The following is a 16,242-nucleotide window of genomic DNA, read 5'->3' on the forward strand; positions in this document are numbered from 1 at the left end:
GTGATTCCACCTCAACATTTAAGATAATGTCCTATGCGGGTTATAACAAAGATGACTTACGGACAACGTTTTAAAGCTCTAGCTGACGATTCGCCTGCTGGCGTTTTTTAATGACGACATGATAAATGATGTAGCAAATGATCATAAACGGTACGCCGCAATACAGCGCGATACGCTGCTCCGGATCAAATGCAAGACTGATGAGCACGACCGTATTTAATGTTAGGCCGATCAGCGGAAGCACCGGGTACAGCGGTGTTTTAAATTTCAAATCTTCTATCTTCCCGCCCTCACGGATATATTTGCGTCTGAACATGATTTGGGAAAGCGAAATCGCGATCCAGCCGACCTGCGCACTCATGCCCGCCAATGATAACAGCACCATATATACGGTTTCAGCCGCCGCTACTTTTGACAGAAGCGACAGGCAAGCCACAGCCATCGTTACAATTAACGCGTTTAGCGGCACACCGCGCTGATTTGTTTTGCCGAGCGCTTTGAAGGCCTGTCCTTCATTCGCCATCGCGTACAGGATACGCGTTGATGCGTATAAACCTGAATTCGCAACAGATAACAGCGCGATTAAAATAACAAAGTTCATGATATCAGCTGCATATGGGATTCCGATTTGTTCAAATACGGCTACAAACGGACTTTCCACGACACCCGCCTGTTTCCACGGAATCATGCCGGCAATGACAATGATTGAAAGCACAAAGAAGACAAGCGTTCTCCATACTGTCTGTTTGATCGACCGCGGAATCGTTTTTTCAGGGTTTTCACTTTCTCCGGCCGCAACCCCGATCAGCTCAGTTCCCTGGAACGCAAAGTTCACGGTAATCATCGTTATCAATATGGCCTTTATGCCGTTCGGAAATAACCCGTCTTCATAAAAATGTGTCAAAAACGGCGCATGCTCTCCGCCCTTCAGATCAATCAGGCCAAACATGGCAGCTCCGCCGAGAATAATAAATAAAAGGATAATCAAAATTTTAATGCCCGAGAACCAGAATTCAGATTCCGCAAAGGCTTTTGTGGTGATCGCATTTAAAATAAACATCAGTGCCGCAAAGACCAGACACCAAATCCATACGTCTATATGCGGGAACCAGCGTTGCATCAGCTGCCCCGCTGATAAAAATTCAATGGCGCATGTAACCGCCCAGCCGAGCCAGTACAGCCAGCCGAACGCAAACCCGAAGGCCGGGCTGATAAATTTCGTGGCATAGGTCTGGAAGGACCCCGACACAGGAAAGGCGACTGCCAGCTCTCCTAAGCAGAGCATGGTCAAAAACATGATAAAGCCGCCCACTAAATAGGACAGAACCGCGCCGAGCGGTCCCGCTTGGTTAATGGTAAACCCGGTTCCAAGGAAGAAACCGGTTCCGATCACTCCGCCCAATGAAATCATGAACAAATGGCGTGATTTCATTGTCCGCTGGAGCTGATTTCCGTTATCTTGGTTTGTATTCACTTTCTGCACCCCTTCAGCAACTTGTATTGGATCTAAGCTGGAACATCTGCATGGTGCTATCCCAGTTTGCTGTCCAAAGAGTCTCTATCTATTTAATATAAAATTCACTTCTTCTCATAAAGATACATTATACTAAAATACTGTAGCTGAGCAAATAGGGAGTGCTGATTTTTCTGTTGTAAATTTATACAAACGAAGTGAATATCCCGCCATGGTGCGGATTTATGCGTTTTGCAGCACGTGCTTAATTTTCTCTATTGCCCAATCCAAATCCTCTTTGGAAATGATTAATGGCGGTGCAAAACGAATGACTGTATCATGCGTTTCCTTGCATAAAAGCCCTTCTTCCTTCAAACGCTCACAATACGGACGTGCCGCTTCCGTCAATTCCACACCGATAAAAAGCCCTCTGCCGCGGACTTCTTTAATAACCGGGTTGTCAATGCTCTCAAGCTCGCTTTTAAAGTATTCGCCAAGCTCAAGAGAACGATCCGCCAGCTTTTCATCCTCCAGCACTTCTAATGAAGCGATAGACACTGCACATGCAAGCGGGTTTCCGCCAAATGTTGAGCCATGTGAACCAGGGTTAAACACGCCTAGGATCTCGCGGTCCGCCGCAATGCATGAGATCGGGAACACACCGCCGCCAAGCGCTTTGCCCAAAATATACATATCAGGGACAATGCCGTCCCAGTCACAGGCAAACGTCTTGCCTGTACGTCCGAGACCCGTTTGAATTTCATCCGCAATAAACAAGACATTCTCTTCCTTACAAATCGCCGCCGCTTCCTGTAAAAATCCTTCAGGCGGAATCACAATGCCCGCTTCGCCTTGAATCGGTTCAAACAAGAATGCCGCTGTATTCGGCGTAATGGCCTGTCGAAGCGCTTCCACATCGCCGTAAGGAATGAGTTTGATTCCCGGAAGCATCGGGCCGAATCCTCGTTTATATTCCTCTTCAGAAGAAAGAGATACCGCCAGCATCGTGCGGCCGTGGAAGTTCCCGACACATGCGATAATTTCCGCTTGATTGTCAGCTACGCCCTTCACTTCATACGCCCAGCGTCTCGCCGCTTTCACCGCGGATTCAACCGCTTCGGCTCCTGTATTCATCGGCAGAATCATCTCTTTGCCTGTCAGTTTAGCTGTTTTTTCGTAAAATGGCCCAAGCTGATCGTTATGAAACGCGCGTGACGTGAGGGTGATTTTATCAGCCTGATCCTTTAATGCCTGAATGATTTTCGGGTGTCTGTGCCCCTGGTTTACCGCAGAGTAAGCACTCAGCATATCCATATATTCATTGCCTTCCGGGTCCTTTACCCAAGCACCCAGCGCTTCAGAAATAACAATCGGGAGCGGATGATAATTGTTGGCTCCGTAATGAGACGTCTGATCAATAATTTCTTTGGATTTAGATAAAGCTGGCATATTTGAATTCCCCCTTGTTTTCTGTTTCAACATGTTATCCTGCTTTCCCTTTATATAAATGCAAGTTCTGTGCCAAATCAAGAATTCGTGTGTTTTCTACAATTTTCGAGGACAAGGTGCAAAAACATTCTGATATTTCGAGCAAAAATTCCAGCAAGTGCAAAATTCTTTTGCATATCCTCTCCATTTTTTTATAAAATAGAAGCAATATTAAGAAAACTGAGGGAGGTTCATACAGTGGTCAAAGACAGCGAATTCCTCACATTGGTTTTTCAGAGCATTTTAGATGAAATCGATGTTGGCCTGCACGTGGTAGACGAGCATGGAAACACAATCGTTTATAACAATAAAATGATGCAGATTGAAGATATGGAGAAGCATGACGTCTTGAATAAAAACCTGATGGATGTGTTTATGTTTTCAAAGCAGCAGGACAGCACACTGGTACAGGCTCTTCAGGAAGGCAAGACGATTAAAAACGTCAAACAGAGCTATTTCAATAATAAAGGCCAGGAAATTACGACGATCAATCATACATATCCCATCGTCCAAGACGGCAAAATCAGGGGCGCCGTTGAAATTGCCAAGGATGTGACAAAGCTTGAACGGCTGATCAGGGAGAATATGAACAAAAAAGGCAGCACAACCTATACGTTTGACAGTATTCTCGGCACCAGTCCGGCCATTCGAGACGTCATCGAAAACGCCAAGCGGGCAACCCGTACGTCATCATCTGTCCTTCTCGCAGGCGAAACCGGCACGGGAAAAGAACTGTTCGCGCAAAGTATCCATAATGGAAGCGATCGTTCTGGCGGCCCGTTTATTTCGCAAAACTGTGCGGCACTGCCAGACAGCCTTGTGGAAAGCATTTTGTTTGGGACGAAAAAAGGCGCGTTTACCGGCGCTGTCGACCAGCCCGGCCTGTTTGAACAAGCCCACGGCGGGACGCTGCTGTTAGATGAAATCAACTCGCTGAATCTCAGCCTTCAGGCGAAGCTGCTGCGCGCCCTTCAAGAACGCAAAATCAGGCGCATCGGTTCGACAAAGGATACACCGATTGACGTACGTATTATTGCCACGATGAATGAAGACCCAATTGATGCAATTGCAGGCGAACGAATGCGGAAGGACTTGTATTACAGGCTGAGTGTCGTCACACTGATCATCCCGCCGCTTCGGGAACGAAAAGAAGACATTTTGCTTCTCGCATCGGAGTTCATCCAGAAAAACAACCATCTATTCCAAATGAATGTTGAACACATCAGCGATGACGTGAAGCAATTTTTCCTTTCTTATGACTGGCCGGGAAATATTCGCGAGCTTGAGCATATGATCGAAGGCGCAATGAATTTCATGACGGACGAGCAAACGATTACGGCTTCCCATCTGCCCTATCAATACCGAATGAAAATCAAGCCGGCTGACATCCCAGAGCCTGAAACACCAAGACACCAGCCGGCCGCGGACTTAAAAGAAAAAATGGAAAGCTTCGAAAAATATGTGATAGAGAACGTGTTAAGAAAACACGGCCATAACATCTCGAAAGCTGCTCAGGAGCTTGGCATCAGCAGACAAAGCCTCCAATATCGGCTGAAGAAATTTTCTCACTCGTCTAACGAATAATCCGGAGCAGGAAGCCTGATCAGAAAAACAGTGCCTCTGCCGATTTCACTTTTCACGTCAATCGTCCCATTTTGATTGTCAATAATCGATTTCGTTATAGCAAGGCCTAATCCCGAACCTCCATATTTCCGGGAGCGGGATGGGTCTGCCCTGTAAAACCGGTCAAATAAATGCGGCAAATGTTCCGGCGCGATGCCTGTGCCATTGTCTGCTATCATCAGCATCACGCCGGAACTGCCTTTTTGCAGAGAAATGGTGATGGCACCGGTTCTCTCATTTGTATACTGCACCGCGTTATAAACCAAATTCAGAATGACCTGTTTCATCTTATCCCGGTCAAACACCGCTTTAGCGTCATCCTCAAGCAGCAGCTGCAGCCTTCTTTCTTTCGCAAGCAGACTGAGCTGCGGCTCCATCTCCCTTATGAGCGCATCGAGATTTCCTCTCTTCATTTCAAAGCTCGGCACCCGATCAATTTTTGCTAAAAACAACAGATCCTCTATCAGCCGAGTGGCTCTCTTCGACTCTTCATACATACTATTCAGCGCCCTATCTCTCTGCTCCGGCTGAAGCGCGGCGCCACGCAGCAGCACTTCGATAAAGCCGTGTATGGACGTTAAAGGCGTTCTCAATTCATGTGAAGCGTCTGATACAAATTGCCGGATGCGCTCCTTCGCTTCTTTTTCTGCTTTAAATGACGTTTCAATCCGCTCCAGCATGCGATTAAACGAAATAGCGAGCGTGTCGATTTCCATTTGTTTTCGATATACAGGAAGCCTTTTATTCAAATTTCCTGCATTGATTTCTCCCATCATATGTACCATTTGTGATAACGGTTTAAGCGTATGTCTGACCACAGGCAAGAACGTGAAAAGCCCGAGCAGGAGCGCAACCAGCGAGAGCGTGGAATAAATGCTGATTTGCCGGAGCAGTACGTCCTTCAGTGGTTCTGTTAAAGTACTCATTTGGATCACGCCTGCTTCTTTTCCATCAATAGTAATAGCCTGAAACACAATCAGCACTTCCTCGCCGGATTCATTTTTCGTGATTTTGTAATGCAAGGCCATCGTATCTTTTAATGCCTCATCATATACACTTTTTTTCACTTTTGGCGGTGCTCCCGCATATGGATCGGTCGACAATACCGTACTGTCTTTTGTTTTCTTATCGATAAAAACAATGGTCACGCCCGGATAGATAAAGGCGGGACGGACAGCACCATCTGACTTTTCCGAGCTGTCGGGATGGCTTTTGTATGTTTTAATATTATTCCAGATGGTTGGCTCCGTTGAGTTGATATAACTTTGAATGCTGACAGCTCGGTTTTCATATAAGAGGCGTTTTCCAAACACATATTGCATAGCGCCGACAAACACCAATAGAAGAACGAGAATGCATAATGAACGGAATAAAAGCTGAAAGCGCAGTGTTTTGAATCGTTTTTTCATTCAATATCCACCCGATAGCCCGCACCCCGAACCGTTCGGATCACTTCATGCTTTTTGTCATTCAATTTTTCCCGCAAGGATCGAATGTACACTTCAACAATATTCTCTTCTCCGTAAAAATCATACCCCCATACTTTATCCAGAATCCTTGCTTTACTGAGCACAAGGCCGTGATTCAGCACCAAAAACTTTAAAAGCTCGTATTCTGTTGCTGAAAGCTTGAGCACCTCTTCCTGATAGCGGATTTCTCTGCGCCGATCATCAATTCGAAACGGACCGAGCGCGAATTCTTCAAACAGGTTGGGAAAGTGATCCCGAATTCTCGCATAGATTCGCGCCAGCAGCTCTTCAAAGCTGAAGGGTTTGATCATATAATCATCAGCGCCCTCTGTCAGCGCTTTTACCCGAACCCCCACCTCATCCTTGGCCGTAAGCATAATAACCGCGGTATGGCCGGTTTTTTTTATCATTTTTGATACTTCCAGTCCATCCATTCCGGGCATCATCACATCCAAGATGGCCACATGCGGCTGAAATGTCTTTACGGTGTTCATCGCTGTCATTCCGTCAGCTGCTGTCTTCACTTCAAAGCCTTCATTTTCAAGACCCATTGTCAAAAAATCTAATATCGCCGGTTCATCGTCCACGAGCAAAATCTTGATGCCTTTCATCCTATTCATGCTGTGCTCTCTCCTTAGTTGGCATAAACCTCTGATTAGTTTTTTCCCTTCCCCTCCTATTATTCGTTTTTAACTGAAAACAAACTGAATCTTCCCTAAAAATCAGCTGAATTCAGCAAGTTTTCAGCCAGCCCTCATTTGATTTTCAGCTTCGGCCTATACAATTGCCTTAGTTGGTACAGCCAACAATGAAATAAAGGAGGAATCTCACATGAATATCACTAAAGTTTTATCAGGAGCTGCACTGGGAACGATTATTTCAATCAGTTCTTTCACTTCTGCTCACGCCGCTGTCATTCAAAAGGATGATACATCAACGAAGGTTGAGACGAAGCAACAGGCTTCTATCACAATAGCAAAGGCAAAACAGGTTGCTTTGAACAAATGCAAAGGTACTGTTCAAACGGCCCAAATGAAGAAAGTGAATGGCACATACGTATATGTTGTGAAAGTTCTCGGTGAGGACGGCAAACAGCATACGATGAACGTCAACTGCAACAGCGGCAAAGTTGTGAAACATGATGTTCAAAAGAAACAAAGCTATATCAGCAAAACAAAAGCCCAATCGATCGCTTTGAAAAACTGCAAAGGTGCGGTTCAATCTTCTGAGCTGAAGCAAGAAAACGGTGTTTACGCTTACGTCGTGAAAGTAATGGGTGAAGACGGAAGCCTTCACACGCTCCATATCAATGGAGAAAACGGCAAAGTCGCAAAACACGAGCAAAAGAAACAAGCACATCTTTCTAAAACAAAAGCGCATCAAATCGCACTCAACAAATGCAAAGGCGCAGTTCAATCTTCTGAACTGAAGAAAGAAAACGGCGCATACATCTACGTTGTCAAAGTGCTTGGCGAAGATGGAAAAACTCATAAAATTCATGTCAACTGTGACAGCGGTAAAATCGTAAAACAAGAAGTGCAAAAGAAAAACGCAGCCGTTACAAAAACAAAAGCACATCAAATTGCACTAAATAAATGTAAAGGCACAGTGAAATCTACTGATTTGAAGAAAGAAAACGGCACATTCGTTTACGTGTTTAAAATCACTGCCCAAAACCACACTGAACATACAGTGAAAGTGAACGCTGAAAACGGAAGCATTTGCAAATAAAATAACTGCTTGCCAGCAGTAAAATAACTGAAATTCAACGTATAACACCAGTCTTGTTTTAACACAAAGTTCTAAGTTCATGTCTACCTTTTTCTAAATACTCTTTTAAACTGAACGTGTGTGACCCGCGTTCAGTTCTTTTTCTAAGGAGGACCTACAAATGAATATGAAAATATGTTCTGCAGCTGCTTTAGGCGCGGTCATTTCAATCAGTTCTTTATCATCCGCACACGCGGCTGTTCTGCATAAAGAAGACACTGCTAAAGTTCAAACCCAACAGCAGGCTTCTATTACGCTCTCTAAAGCAAAAACTGTCGCTATAAAGAACTGCAAAGGCGCAGTTCAATCAGCACAAATGAAGAAAGCAGATGGCGTTTATGTCTATGTCATTAAAGTGCTTGGTGAGGATGGCAAAATTCACACCTTTAACATTAACTGCAGCAGCGGAAAAATCGTCAAGCATCACGTTGAAAATAAACAAGCCGCGATCACAAAAGCAAAAGCACAAAGCATTGCGTTGAACAAATGCAAAGGCACCGTCACATCTTCTGCATTGAAGAAAGAAAATGGCACCTATGTGTACATCATCACCATCACAGCCAGCAACCACACGGTACAAACCATTAAAGTCCATGCAGAGAACGGAAGTATTTACAGCTAACTGCTATTTGCTGTTTCACGTGTAACATCCATCTTGTATTTTTCTTCATATTCGATATATCCTTTTCAACTGAACGGGCGTGACCCCCGTTCAGTTTTTTTGCATATCAAAACAGCCTGGTAAACGATGCCAGACTGTTTTGATTAACTTCCTAATTGGTCTGCGGACGACAGCTTGATGTCAACAGATTTTTCTTTTCCGCCGCGGTAAAACTTCACCTTCACCCGGTCACCGACTTTTTTCTGATAAAGCCGTTTTCGCAGGTCAACAATATCATTTACTTTGTATCCGTCAAATTCCGTGATGACATCGAGTTCCTTCAGTCCCGCTTTTCCGGCAGGTGAAAAGGCGTCTACACCCATCACAACCGCTCCATTGGTGACGTTCTTAGGAAGCTTTAATGTTTCATCCCAATGATAGCTTGCGATGTCGCTTAGGGATTTCATCTCAATGCCAAGGAACGGGCGTTTGACCTTTCCGTATCTCTCTAAATCCTCTATCACAGGGATCACGAGCTTAGACGGAATGGACAGGCCAATCCCTTCAACCGCTGACTCGGCAATTTTCATTGAATTGATGCCAATGACCTTCCCATCCATATTTAACAAAGCGCCGCCGCTGTTCCCAGGGTTAATGGCCGCATCTGTTTGCAGGACTTCTGCGTTCCAGTCAGGCTGTCCATCACCGTTTGAATCTACTGGGATCGCCCTCTCCGTACCCGAGATGACGCCTTGTGTGACAGAGCCAGCAAACTCGAGGCCTAACGGGTTCCCGATCGCAATAACCGGCTCCCCAGACTTCACTTTATCTGAATTTCCGAAATCAGCGACTGCTTTAATTTTATCGCTTTTCACCCGTAAAACGGCCAGATCCATCAGCTGGTCGCTGCCGACAAGATCAGCTGATACACGCGATCCGTCTTTCAAGCTGATTTCAATTTGGGAAGCGCCTTCGATGACATGATGGTTGGTCACGACATAAGCGGAATGGTCATTTTTCTTATAGATGACGCCAGAGCCGCTCCCAGCCTCGCCGCTCTCTCCCCGTATATCTGATTTTTGGATGTTCACAACACCGACAACGGCGGGCGACACATTGCTGACAATCTTGGTGACCGTATTGTTGACACTGACATTCACCGTCCTGATTGATTCCCGGCCGTTATTGTTCTGCTGCTGATCTAAAGCGCCCGTATCTAGCCCTTCATTTGAAAGGTACGGCATGATAAACGCCATTAATACGGCACCGACAATCACACCAATCAGGCTTGAAAGAAAATATCCTTTTTTGCTTCTCTTTGGCTGTTCAGGAGTAGTATGTTCTTCCTCACGTTCGTAATCCACCATATTCCATCCTTTCCAAGAACGTTAATATGGTTATATTGTGGGTTAGAAGCTCCTAGAATAGTCATGATTTACATAGAAAAATTATACAGCGCAAAGCGGAGTGGCCTTCTTCGGATCAGTGTCGTATAAGTCAAATGTCTCACCCGTCACAAATCCTTTAGAAGCCAATGTCTGCTGCACGGACATTCTTGCCAGCTCCTTCATGTTGTTGTCCTGGCTCAAATGCGCCAGGTAAATACGAGACGTCTCATCGCCAATGACATCCGTCATCGCCAAGGCAGCATCTTCATTTGAAACGTGCCCGACGTCACTTAAAATCCGCCGCTTAATGCTCCATGGGTATCTTCCCATTTGCAGCATACCGACATCGTGATTGCTTTCAAACACAAACACATTCGCTGAACGGATAATGCCTTTCATTCGGTCGCTGACATATCCCGTATCTGTCATTAACGCGAGCTTTCGGCCGTTATAATGGAACACATAAAACATCGGTTCGGCCGCATCGTGGGAGACGCCAAACGATTCAACATCAAGTCCGCCGAACGACTTTACCGTCTCCATCGGAAATACAAACTTTTGATCGGTGTCAATTTTGCCGATTTGATTCTCCATCGCTTTCCAAGTCTTCTCGTTCGCATAGATCGGAAGCTTGTACTTTCTGGCGACGACACCAAGGCCCTTAATATGGTCACTATGCTCATGCGTCACAAAAATGCCGTCTACATCATCCAGCTTACGCCCGATCTGCGCCATCAGCCCATCCATGGCTTTCCCGCTCAAACCGGCGTCCACTAAAAATGCGTGATCCTCTGTTTCGAGGTAAAACGCATTTCCCGTACTCCCGCTCGCAAGTACGCTAAATTGCAAGCTCATGTTTGTCTCACTCCATTATTTTCATTGATCTGTATCTAAAATCGTACTCTCCAAAGCATTCACAGTAAAATACTCTTGTACTGTCTTTTTCTCACCGTTCACTTTTTTCTCATACTCGACCGTAATTCTCCATACCGGCGCCAGCACCTGCGTACTTGTCAGCGGATATTGTGCTACATAGCCGAATTTACAGCTCTTCACAGTGCTGTATTCTTTTAATTGATTTTGATAGTACAATAGCTCAACCGCATCCATTTCAGTAATTAAGCTTTCTTTCTGGATTTGCTTGAAGGTCTCAAGCGTAGTCTGGTCGTATGACACAACCTCGTTTTTACCGTTTAAGTGCAGCACCACTTGCCCGATCATATTAGAGGGATTGTCGGTCTTTTGGTAAATATAATGACCTTCGTACGTTTGGAAGAAAATAATTTCTTTCTTCGATTTATCAACCTTCCAAAGCTTATATTTTTCGCCATCTTGAATTTTCGAAGAAACAAGTGCCTGAGCATCGTCCTCGATATCCTTCTTTGATAGGGCGATTGGATTTGCAAACTTCATTTTCAGGCTCGTTACTTTATGATCATCACTAGGCATGTCCATTAAAGGCTTTTGATCCTTCAGCGCCTCAATTTCCTCCTTGGAGAAAGACTTTTGATTTGCCGTGATCCGATAACCTTCTGTCGCTTCCTTATTCAAACCTTCATACGTGATATGATCGGCCTTCATGTCATGCTCGACATCATTTTTAATGACTTCATATTCTTTGCCGGTAGCCTGCCATTTTTGAAAAAACTGATAGCCTAAGAAAATATCTAAAATGAGGAAGGCAACGATGAAGATTGATTTTGTCTTATTCCACTCCACTGTTAGCCCCCTCCTTCCTCAATAAGTCCTTTGTAATCGGCACAATTTTTCCATTTACTTTCATCGCCCAAACCGGTTCCAGTTCAACGAGAGGATCATCGTTGGTTGATGTTGATACCAATTGATAAGCAAGGAAGATCTGATCAATTTTGTCCGTATCATAAGCGGTTTGTTTCGAAAGCAGCATCTTCACTTCGCTGCCGCTCATGAGCTCTGTTTCACTTGTTTTAATCGGATTCGTTCCGAGACTGTAATTCGGCCGCTTATAGCTGAGAATATCATCATTCGCCCATTGCACCGTAATCGCCGATGTCGCTCCGAAAGGTTTGGCGGTGCTGTTAATGACCGGGATCTGATCCATAAAGATATAGAAACTCAGCTGCTGGCTGTCATTGATACTGAAAAATTGATAGTGATCCGTCCAGCTTCCGGTATCCTCAAGGTATTTTTGGCTCTTTTTAATTAATTCTCCCGTTTGATAGGATGTGCTCTGCACCAAATTGCGCTGCTGGAATTGCACCTGGCGCTGGCTAAGATTCACATCTAAACGGCTGATCCCATCTGTCAGCACATTTCTGTTGTTGTAATTCGAATCTTCTCTTACAATGCTCGGATCACTAAACAAAGCCTGCTTAAAGGTATTTGTTTTAATCAATTCTGTGACAAATTCTTTTTTGTTCATCGTAAGCGGTTTGTTCGGCAGCAAGAACTCTTTCTTTGAGCCAATGGAGAACAAACTGAACGCCGGCATATTTGATTGCCTGTTTTTCAAGTCGTTCATAATGTTCCGGTAGTTTGCTGATTCAACCGTCACTTCAAGAATGAGCTGCTTGCTGTAAGACACCAAATAGATTTTCTTGTTCGCTTTTGTTTCATTGAACGGGATCAGAATATGGTCAAACGAACTGTATTCAAACGACTGATTAGACCATTTAAACAGCGTTTGGAAAATATCAATCGGAATCGTATCGCTGAATTGCAAGTCAAGCTTGGCTTCAGAACCGCCTATTCCATAAAACCAGCTCTTGAATCCAGACTTGTCATACTGATCCGAAATATCTTTAATTCCTTTTACATCCCAATGCGGCAAGTCAGACCAGATTTCTTCATAGAGGGCATTGTCATCCACTTTGTAATGAGCGCCGTCATCATGGATAAACATGTCCCTAGGCCTTACCGTTTCAGACAGCTTTTGGGTGGTTTTTTCGATTTTGTGTTTCTCACGCACAGTAGACTCTGTTGAGGATGAGCCTTCAGAAAAGTTTGGCTGGAACGTCCATATCCCCCATGTAAAAACAAGACTGATGACGACGAGTACCGTAAGTAATATCGTTTTTATATTTTCACGCTTCATCCCAATCATCCTCTTGTTCCTCTTTATATGGAAGAGTAAATGTAATCGTCGTGCCTTTTCCTTCTATGCTGTCCGCCCAAATATCTCCGCCGTGCGCCTGTACCATTTCCTTGGCAATCGCCAATCCCAGACCGGTGCCGCCAAGCTTTCTCGTTCTCGCTTTATCCACCCTGTAGAAGCGGTCAAAGACTTTTTCGACATCTTTTTTCGGAATACCAATCCCTTCATCCTTCACGCTGATATAGAGAAGTTCTTCCCCTTCATTGACATCAATCGAGAACGTGACATGTCCGCCTTCCGGTGAATATTTTAAAGCGTTAGAAATAATATTATCGAGCACCTGCGTTATTTTATCCTGGTCGATCTCGACATACAGATCTCTGTCCGGCAGATTGCGGATAAACTCCACATGCTGCTCTTTTGTCATTTCAAAACGGTCAATAATAAGCGACATAAACCGGACAATCTGAATCCATTCCCGGTTAAATTGATAATCCTTACTGTCAAATTTCGACAGCTGAAGCAGATCATTGACAAGCCGGATCATACGCTCTGTTTCATTTTGCGTCACCATTAAGAAGCGCGGAGCAATGTCTTTATTTTCCCACGCGCCTTCAGCTAACGCTTCTAAATAGCTGCGCATTGTCGTAAGCGGCGTCCGCAGCTCATGTGATACATTCGCAACGAATTCTCTGCGTTCCTGATCCATTTTCTCTTGTTCGGTTACATCGTAAATGACAGCGATTAAACCATCAATTTTGCCGTGTTCCCTTTGAATCACAGAGAAATTCACGCGAAGCACCGTTAATTCATCATCGCGCTCAATTTCAAGCAGCATAGAATCCTGCTGCTCCACTAAATCTTCAAAAGTATAATTCTCTTGAAGCCCCAGCAAACTCGTAATCGGCATTTCTAAGGCTGTTTCACGTGAAACGTTCAACAGTTCCAGCGCCGGGCTGTTTAAGAGAATAATCGCTCCGTTTCGGTTTGTGGCGATAACGCCGTCTGTCATATAAGCAATGACAGAGGCTAGCTTTCTGCGTTCTCCTTCAGTCATCGCCTGGGCATCTTCAAGCTCTCTCGTTAAGTGGTTAAACGTTGTGGCCAGCTGCCCAATTTCATCATGCCCATACTTTTTAACCTTCCTCGAGAAATTCCCTTTCGCAAGCTCCATCGCCTGCTTTCGCATATCTGAAAGCGGGTGGGTAATGGTTCTTGCCAGAAAAATACCGAGAAGAGCCGTCAAAACAAGTGCCAAACCTGTGCCGGACGCCAGTATCGTGTTGATCGTCTTCATTTGATTAAAGACATCTTCCATACTCGCGACAACATAGATCGCGCCCACAACCTCTTGGTTTTCAGTCATGACGGGCTTCGCGGAAATAAGAACTCTGATTTTGCTTTTCGGGTCATAATATTTTCTTAAATACGACTGTTTGGTAGAAAAAATTCTTTTGAAAATCAGATCGGTCGTTTGTTTCCCTGCCACTTCCTCACCATACGGCTTTGAAGAACCGACCACTTCATAGCTTTTATCTACAAAGCTAATTTCTCGAACCTCATCACTTTTCGTGAAGTCATTCAAAATACGGCTGACGTCATCCTTTATGACGGTGCTGTCGTTATCGCTCTTATATTCTTGTTCGATATAATAAGAAAGGTTGTCGATTCGCTGATTCAGCGATTGTTCATAAGAGCTGATCAGCGACTTCTCTACCTGATTGACAAAATACACACCAATGATTTGCATGGCAATGATAATCAAAAGCACATAAATCAAGGTAATCTTAAATTGGATCGACCGAAAAAAACCAACCTTATTCATATGGGCATTAGTCCTGTTCTGGGTTTCTCAAGTAATAACCTACACCACGGCGTGTGACGATCCAATTTGGATGGCTCGGGTTGTCCTCGATTTTTTCACGAAGCCGGCGGACTGTTACGTCAACCGTTCTGACATCGCCGAAGTAATCATAGCCCCAAACGGTTTGAAGCAAATGTTCACGGGTCATCACTTGTCCGATATGTTTTGCTAAATAATGAAGCAATTCGAACTCACGATGAGTCAATTCGATTGTTTCGTCTCGTTTTGATACAACGTACGCGTCAGGGAAGATGACGAGAGAGCCGATATGAATCTCGTTAGAGGAAGGCTCTTCCTCCGCAGGCGCTGTTGTCAGCTGGCGGCGCAGGTTCGCTTTTACACGCGCCAAGAGCTCGCGTGTGCTGAATGGTTTTGTGACATAATCATCAGCACCGATTTCAAGCCCGATAACCTTGTCAATTTCTGAATCCTTAGCCGTCAGCATAATGATTGGCATATCGTATTTCTTTCTGACTTCACGGCATACTTCAACGCCGTCTTTATTCGGGAGCATAATATCTAAAAGAATTAAATCAGGCTGAAGCTCCTCTACCATTTCAACGGCTTCGTTTCCGTCGTGGGCACAGTGCACTTCATAGCCTTCTTTTCTTAAGTTAAATTCCAATATATCTGCAATCGGTTTTTCATCATCTACTACAAGGATCTTTTTATCCATCATTTTGATTTTCCTCCTGCCGAATGACTTCATTTCATCTATATAACATTCGTTTCATCACTTATGGCCCATGTAAAGAATGGGTCCTTGTCTATTATAACGGTTTAAGGTCAAAAGATAAAAAAAATAAAGGTTTAGAAAAAAAACACATGTTTCACCTTTATCGCCAGTTGTTTATCTATTGTCATGCTGGTCAACTTTTTTTAAAAAAGATAACTTTATTGAAACCTCCCCTCACCGGAGTGCGTCTTTATCAATGACGTCTTCTTCTTTGAACCGGCCGCAGGGCCGGTTCTCCCTTTTTCTTCTATTATAACACTCCTCATGTTTGCCTTTTTCCTAAAAGAAAAAACGCACCTACGATTGCAGATGCGTTTGGTAAGTGGCTCGGGACGGAATCGAACCGCCGACACACGGATTTTCAGTCCGTTGCTCTACCAACTGAGCTACCGAGCCAAATGTTTTATTTTTCTCTACTAAGTAAAGTAAAATGGCGGTCCGGACGGGACTCGAACCCGCGACCTCCTGCGTGACAGGCAGGCATTCTAACCAACTGAACTACCGGACCTTACAGTAATTGCCCGGAGAGCTGTCGTGTCAGCTCTCACAGACAAATAAGGAATTTAGCAATAACGCTAAAGTAAATCAATGACCCGTACGGGATTCGAACCCGTGTTACCGCCGTGAAAGGGCGGTGTCTTAACCGCTTGACCAACGGGCCTTCACGAAATGGTGAGCCATGAAGGACTCGAACCTTCGACCCTCTGATTAAAAGTCAGATGCTCTACCAACTGAGCTAATGGCTCTTAAAGATGTCGGAATTTCTATAGAGCAAAC

13 protein-coding genes, 4 tRNA genes and 1 pseudogene are annotated in these 16,242 nt (G+C 44.6%); 3 read left to right on the forward strand and 15 right to left on the reverse strand.

The genetic code is table 11. The features are described 5' to 3' along the window. Positions 1 to 70 precede the first annotated feature (70 nt). Positions 71 to 1,474: an amino acid permease gene (locus tag AC07VD_RS04870; RefSeq protein WP_494721519.1), complete on the reverse strand. Its 1,404-nt coding sequence runs from the start codon at positions 1,472 to 1,474 to the stop codon at positions 71 to 73. 222 nt (positions 1,475 to 1,696) lie between these two features. After that, a complete protein-coding gene (gene rocD, locus AC07VD_RS04875; RefSeq protein WP_033882758.1) occupies positions 1,697 to 2,902 on the reverse strand; it encodes an ornithine aminotransferase in 1,206 nt (401 codons plus the stop codon). Between the two features lie 237 nt (positions 2,903 to 3,139). Between rocD and rocR the strand changes: the two genes are divergently transcribed. Then, positions 3,140 to 4,525: an arginine utilization regulatory protein RocR gene (gene rocR / locus AC07VD_RS04880; protein WP_076457344.1), complete on the forward strand. Its 1,386-nt coding sequence runs from the start codon at positions 3,140 to 3,142 to the stop codon at positions 4,523 to 4,525. On the opposite strand, the gene AC07VD_RS04885 is transcribed toward rocR, so the two are convergent. Then, entirely contained in the window at positions 4,507 to 5,973 is a 1,467-nt protein-coding gene (locus tag AC07VD_RS04885; RefSeq protein ID WP_494721518.1) for a sensor histidine kinase, read from the reverse strand. The two genes, rocR and AC07VD_RS04885, sit on opposite strands and share 19 nt — an antisense overlap. Next, entirely contained in the window at positions 5,970 to 6,653 is a 684-nt protein-coding gene (locus AC07VD_RS04890; RefSeq protein WP_038428106.1) for a response regulator transcription factor, read from the reverse strand. The genes AC07VD_RS04885 and AC07VD_RS04890 overlap by 4 nt, the downstream gene beginning before the upstream one ends. Positions 6,654 to 6,864: 211 nt before the next feature. On the opposite strand from AC07VD_RS04890, the gene AC07VD_RS04895 reads away from it, so the two are divergent. Together AC07VD_RS04895 and AC07VD_RS04900 are read left to right on the forward strand one after the other, a co-directional pair. Further along, on the forward strand, positions 6,865 to 7,764 hold the full coding sequence (locus AC07VD_RS04895; protein WP_046381473.1) for a PepSY domain-containing protein: 900 nt from the start codon (positions 6,865 to 6,867) through the stop codon (positions 7,762 to 7,764). A gap of 160 nt (positions 7,765 to 7,924) precedes the next feature. Next, a complete protein-coding gene (locus AC07VD_RS04900; RefSeq protein WP_046381474.1) occupies positions 7,925 to 8,425 on the forward strand; it encodes a PepSY domain-containing protein in 501 nt (166 codons plus the stop codon). Here the strand turns inward: AC07VD_RS04900 and AC07VD_RS04905 are convergent. The 11 genes and pseudogenes from AC07VD_RS04905 to AC07VD_RS04955 all read right to left on the reverse strand — a co-directional run bounded on the left by AC07VD_RS04905 (position 8,422) and on the right by AC07VD_RS04955 (position 16,211). Beyond that, positions 8,422 to 8,530 (reverse strand): annotated as a pseudogene (locus AC07VD_RS04905) (hypothetical protein). The gene AC07VD_RS04900 and the pseudogene AC07VD_RS04905 sit on opposite strands and share 4 nt — an antisense overlap. A gap of 38 nt (positions 8,531 to 8,568) precedes the next feature. Beyond that, positions 8,569 to 9,771 carry a serine protease HtrC gene (gene htrC / locus AC07VD_RS04910; protein ID WP_015250812.1) on the reverse strand — a complete coding sequence of 401 codons (1,203 nt, stop codon included), beginning with the start codon at positions 9,769 to 9,771 and terminating at the stop codon, positions 8,569 to 8,571. Positions 9,772 to 9,852: 81 nt separating this feature from the next. Then, complete coding sequence (locus AC07VD_RS04915; RefSeq protein ID WP_003226939.1) at positions 9,853 to 10,647, reverse strand: MBL fold metallo-hydrolase; 795 nt, start codon at positions 10,645 to 10,647, stop codon at positions 9,853 to 9,855. 21 nt (positions 10,648 to 10,668) lie between these two features. Continuing rightward, positions 10,669 to 11,511 carry a WalRK two-component regulatory system regulator WalI gene (gene walI, locus AC07VD_RS04920; protein WP_003244037.1) on the reverse strand — a complete coding sequence of 281 codons (843 nt, stop codon included), beginning with the start codon at positions 11,509 to 11,511 and terminating at the stop codon, positions 10,669 to 10,671. Next, positions 11,498 to 12,865 carry a WalRK two-component regulatory system regulator WalH gene (gene walH, locus AC07VD_RS04925; RefSeq protein WP_494721517.1) on the reverse strand — a complete coding sequence of 456 codons (1,368 nt, stop codon included), beginning with the start codon at positions 12,863 to 12,865 and terminating at the stop codon, positions 11,498 to 11,500. The genes walI and walH overlap by 14 nt, the downstream gene beginning before the upstream one ends. Then, positions 12,855 to 14,690, reverse strand: a complete 1,836-nt coding sequence (gene walK, locus AC07VD_RS04930) for a cell wall metabolism sensor histidine kinase WalK (protein WP_024572714.1) — start codon at positions 14,688 to 14,690, stop codon at positions 12,855 to 12,857. Before walK ends, walH begins: the two co-directional genes overlap by 11 nt. A 7-nt stretch (positions 14,691 to 14,697) precedes the next feature. Beyond that, positions 14,698 to 15,405 (reverse strand): cell wall metabolism DNA-binding response regulator WalR, encoded by a 708-nt coding sequence (gene walR, locus AC07VD_RS04935; RefSeq protein WP_003244363.1) that lies wholly within the window; start codon positions 15,403 to 15,405, stop codon positions 14,698 to 14,700. A 383-nt stretch (positions 15,406 to 15,788) separates the two neighbouring features. Beyond that, positions 15,789 to 15,861, reverse strand: a tRNA-Phe gene (locus AC07VD_RS04940). Positions 15,862 to 15,896: 35 nt separating this feature from the next. Next, positions 15,897 to 15,973, reverse strand: a tRNA-Asp gene (locus AC07VD_RS04945). Positions 15,974 to 16,054: 81 nt separating this feature from the next. After that, positions 16,055 to 16,126, reverse strand: a tRNA-Glu gene (locus AC07VD_RS04950). A 9-nt stretch (positions 16,127 to 16,135) separates the two neighbouring features. Next, a tRNA-Lys gene (locus tag AC07VD_RS04955) sits at positions 16,136 to 16,211 on the reverse strand. Positions 16,212 to 16,242 lie beyond the last annotated feature (31 nt).

It is taken from the genome of Bacillus sp. GW821-FHT01G09 (assembly GCF_059422205.1).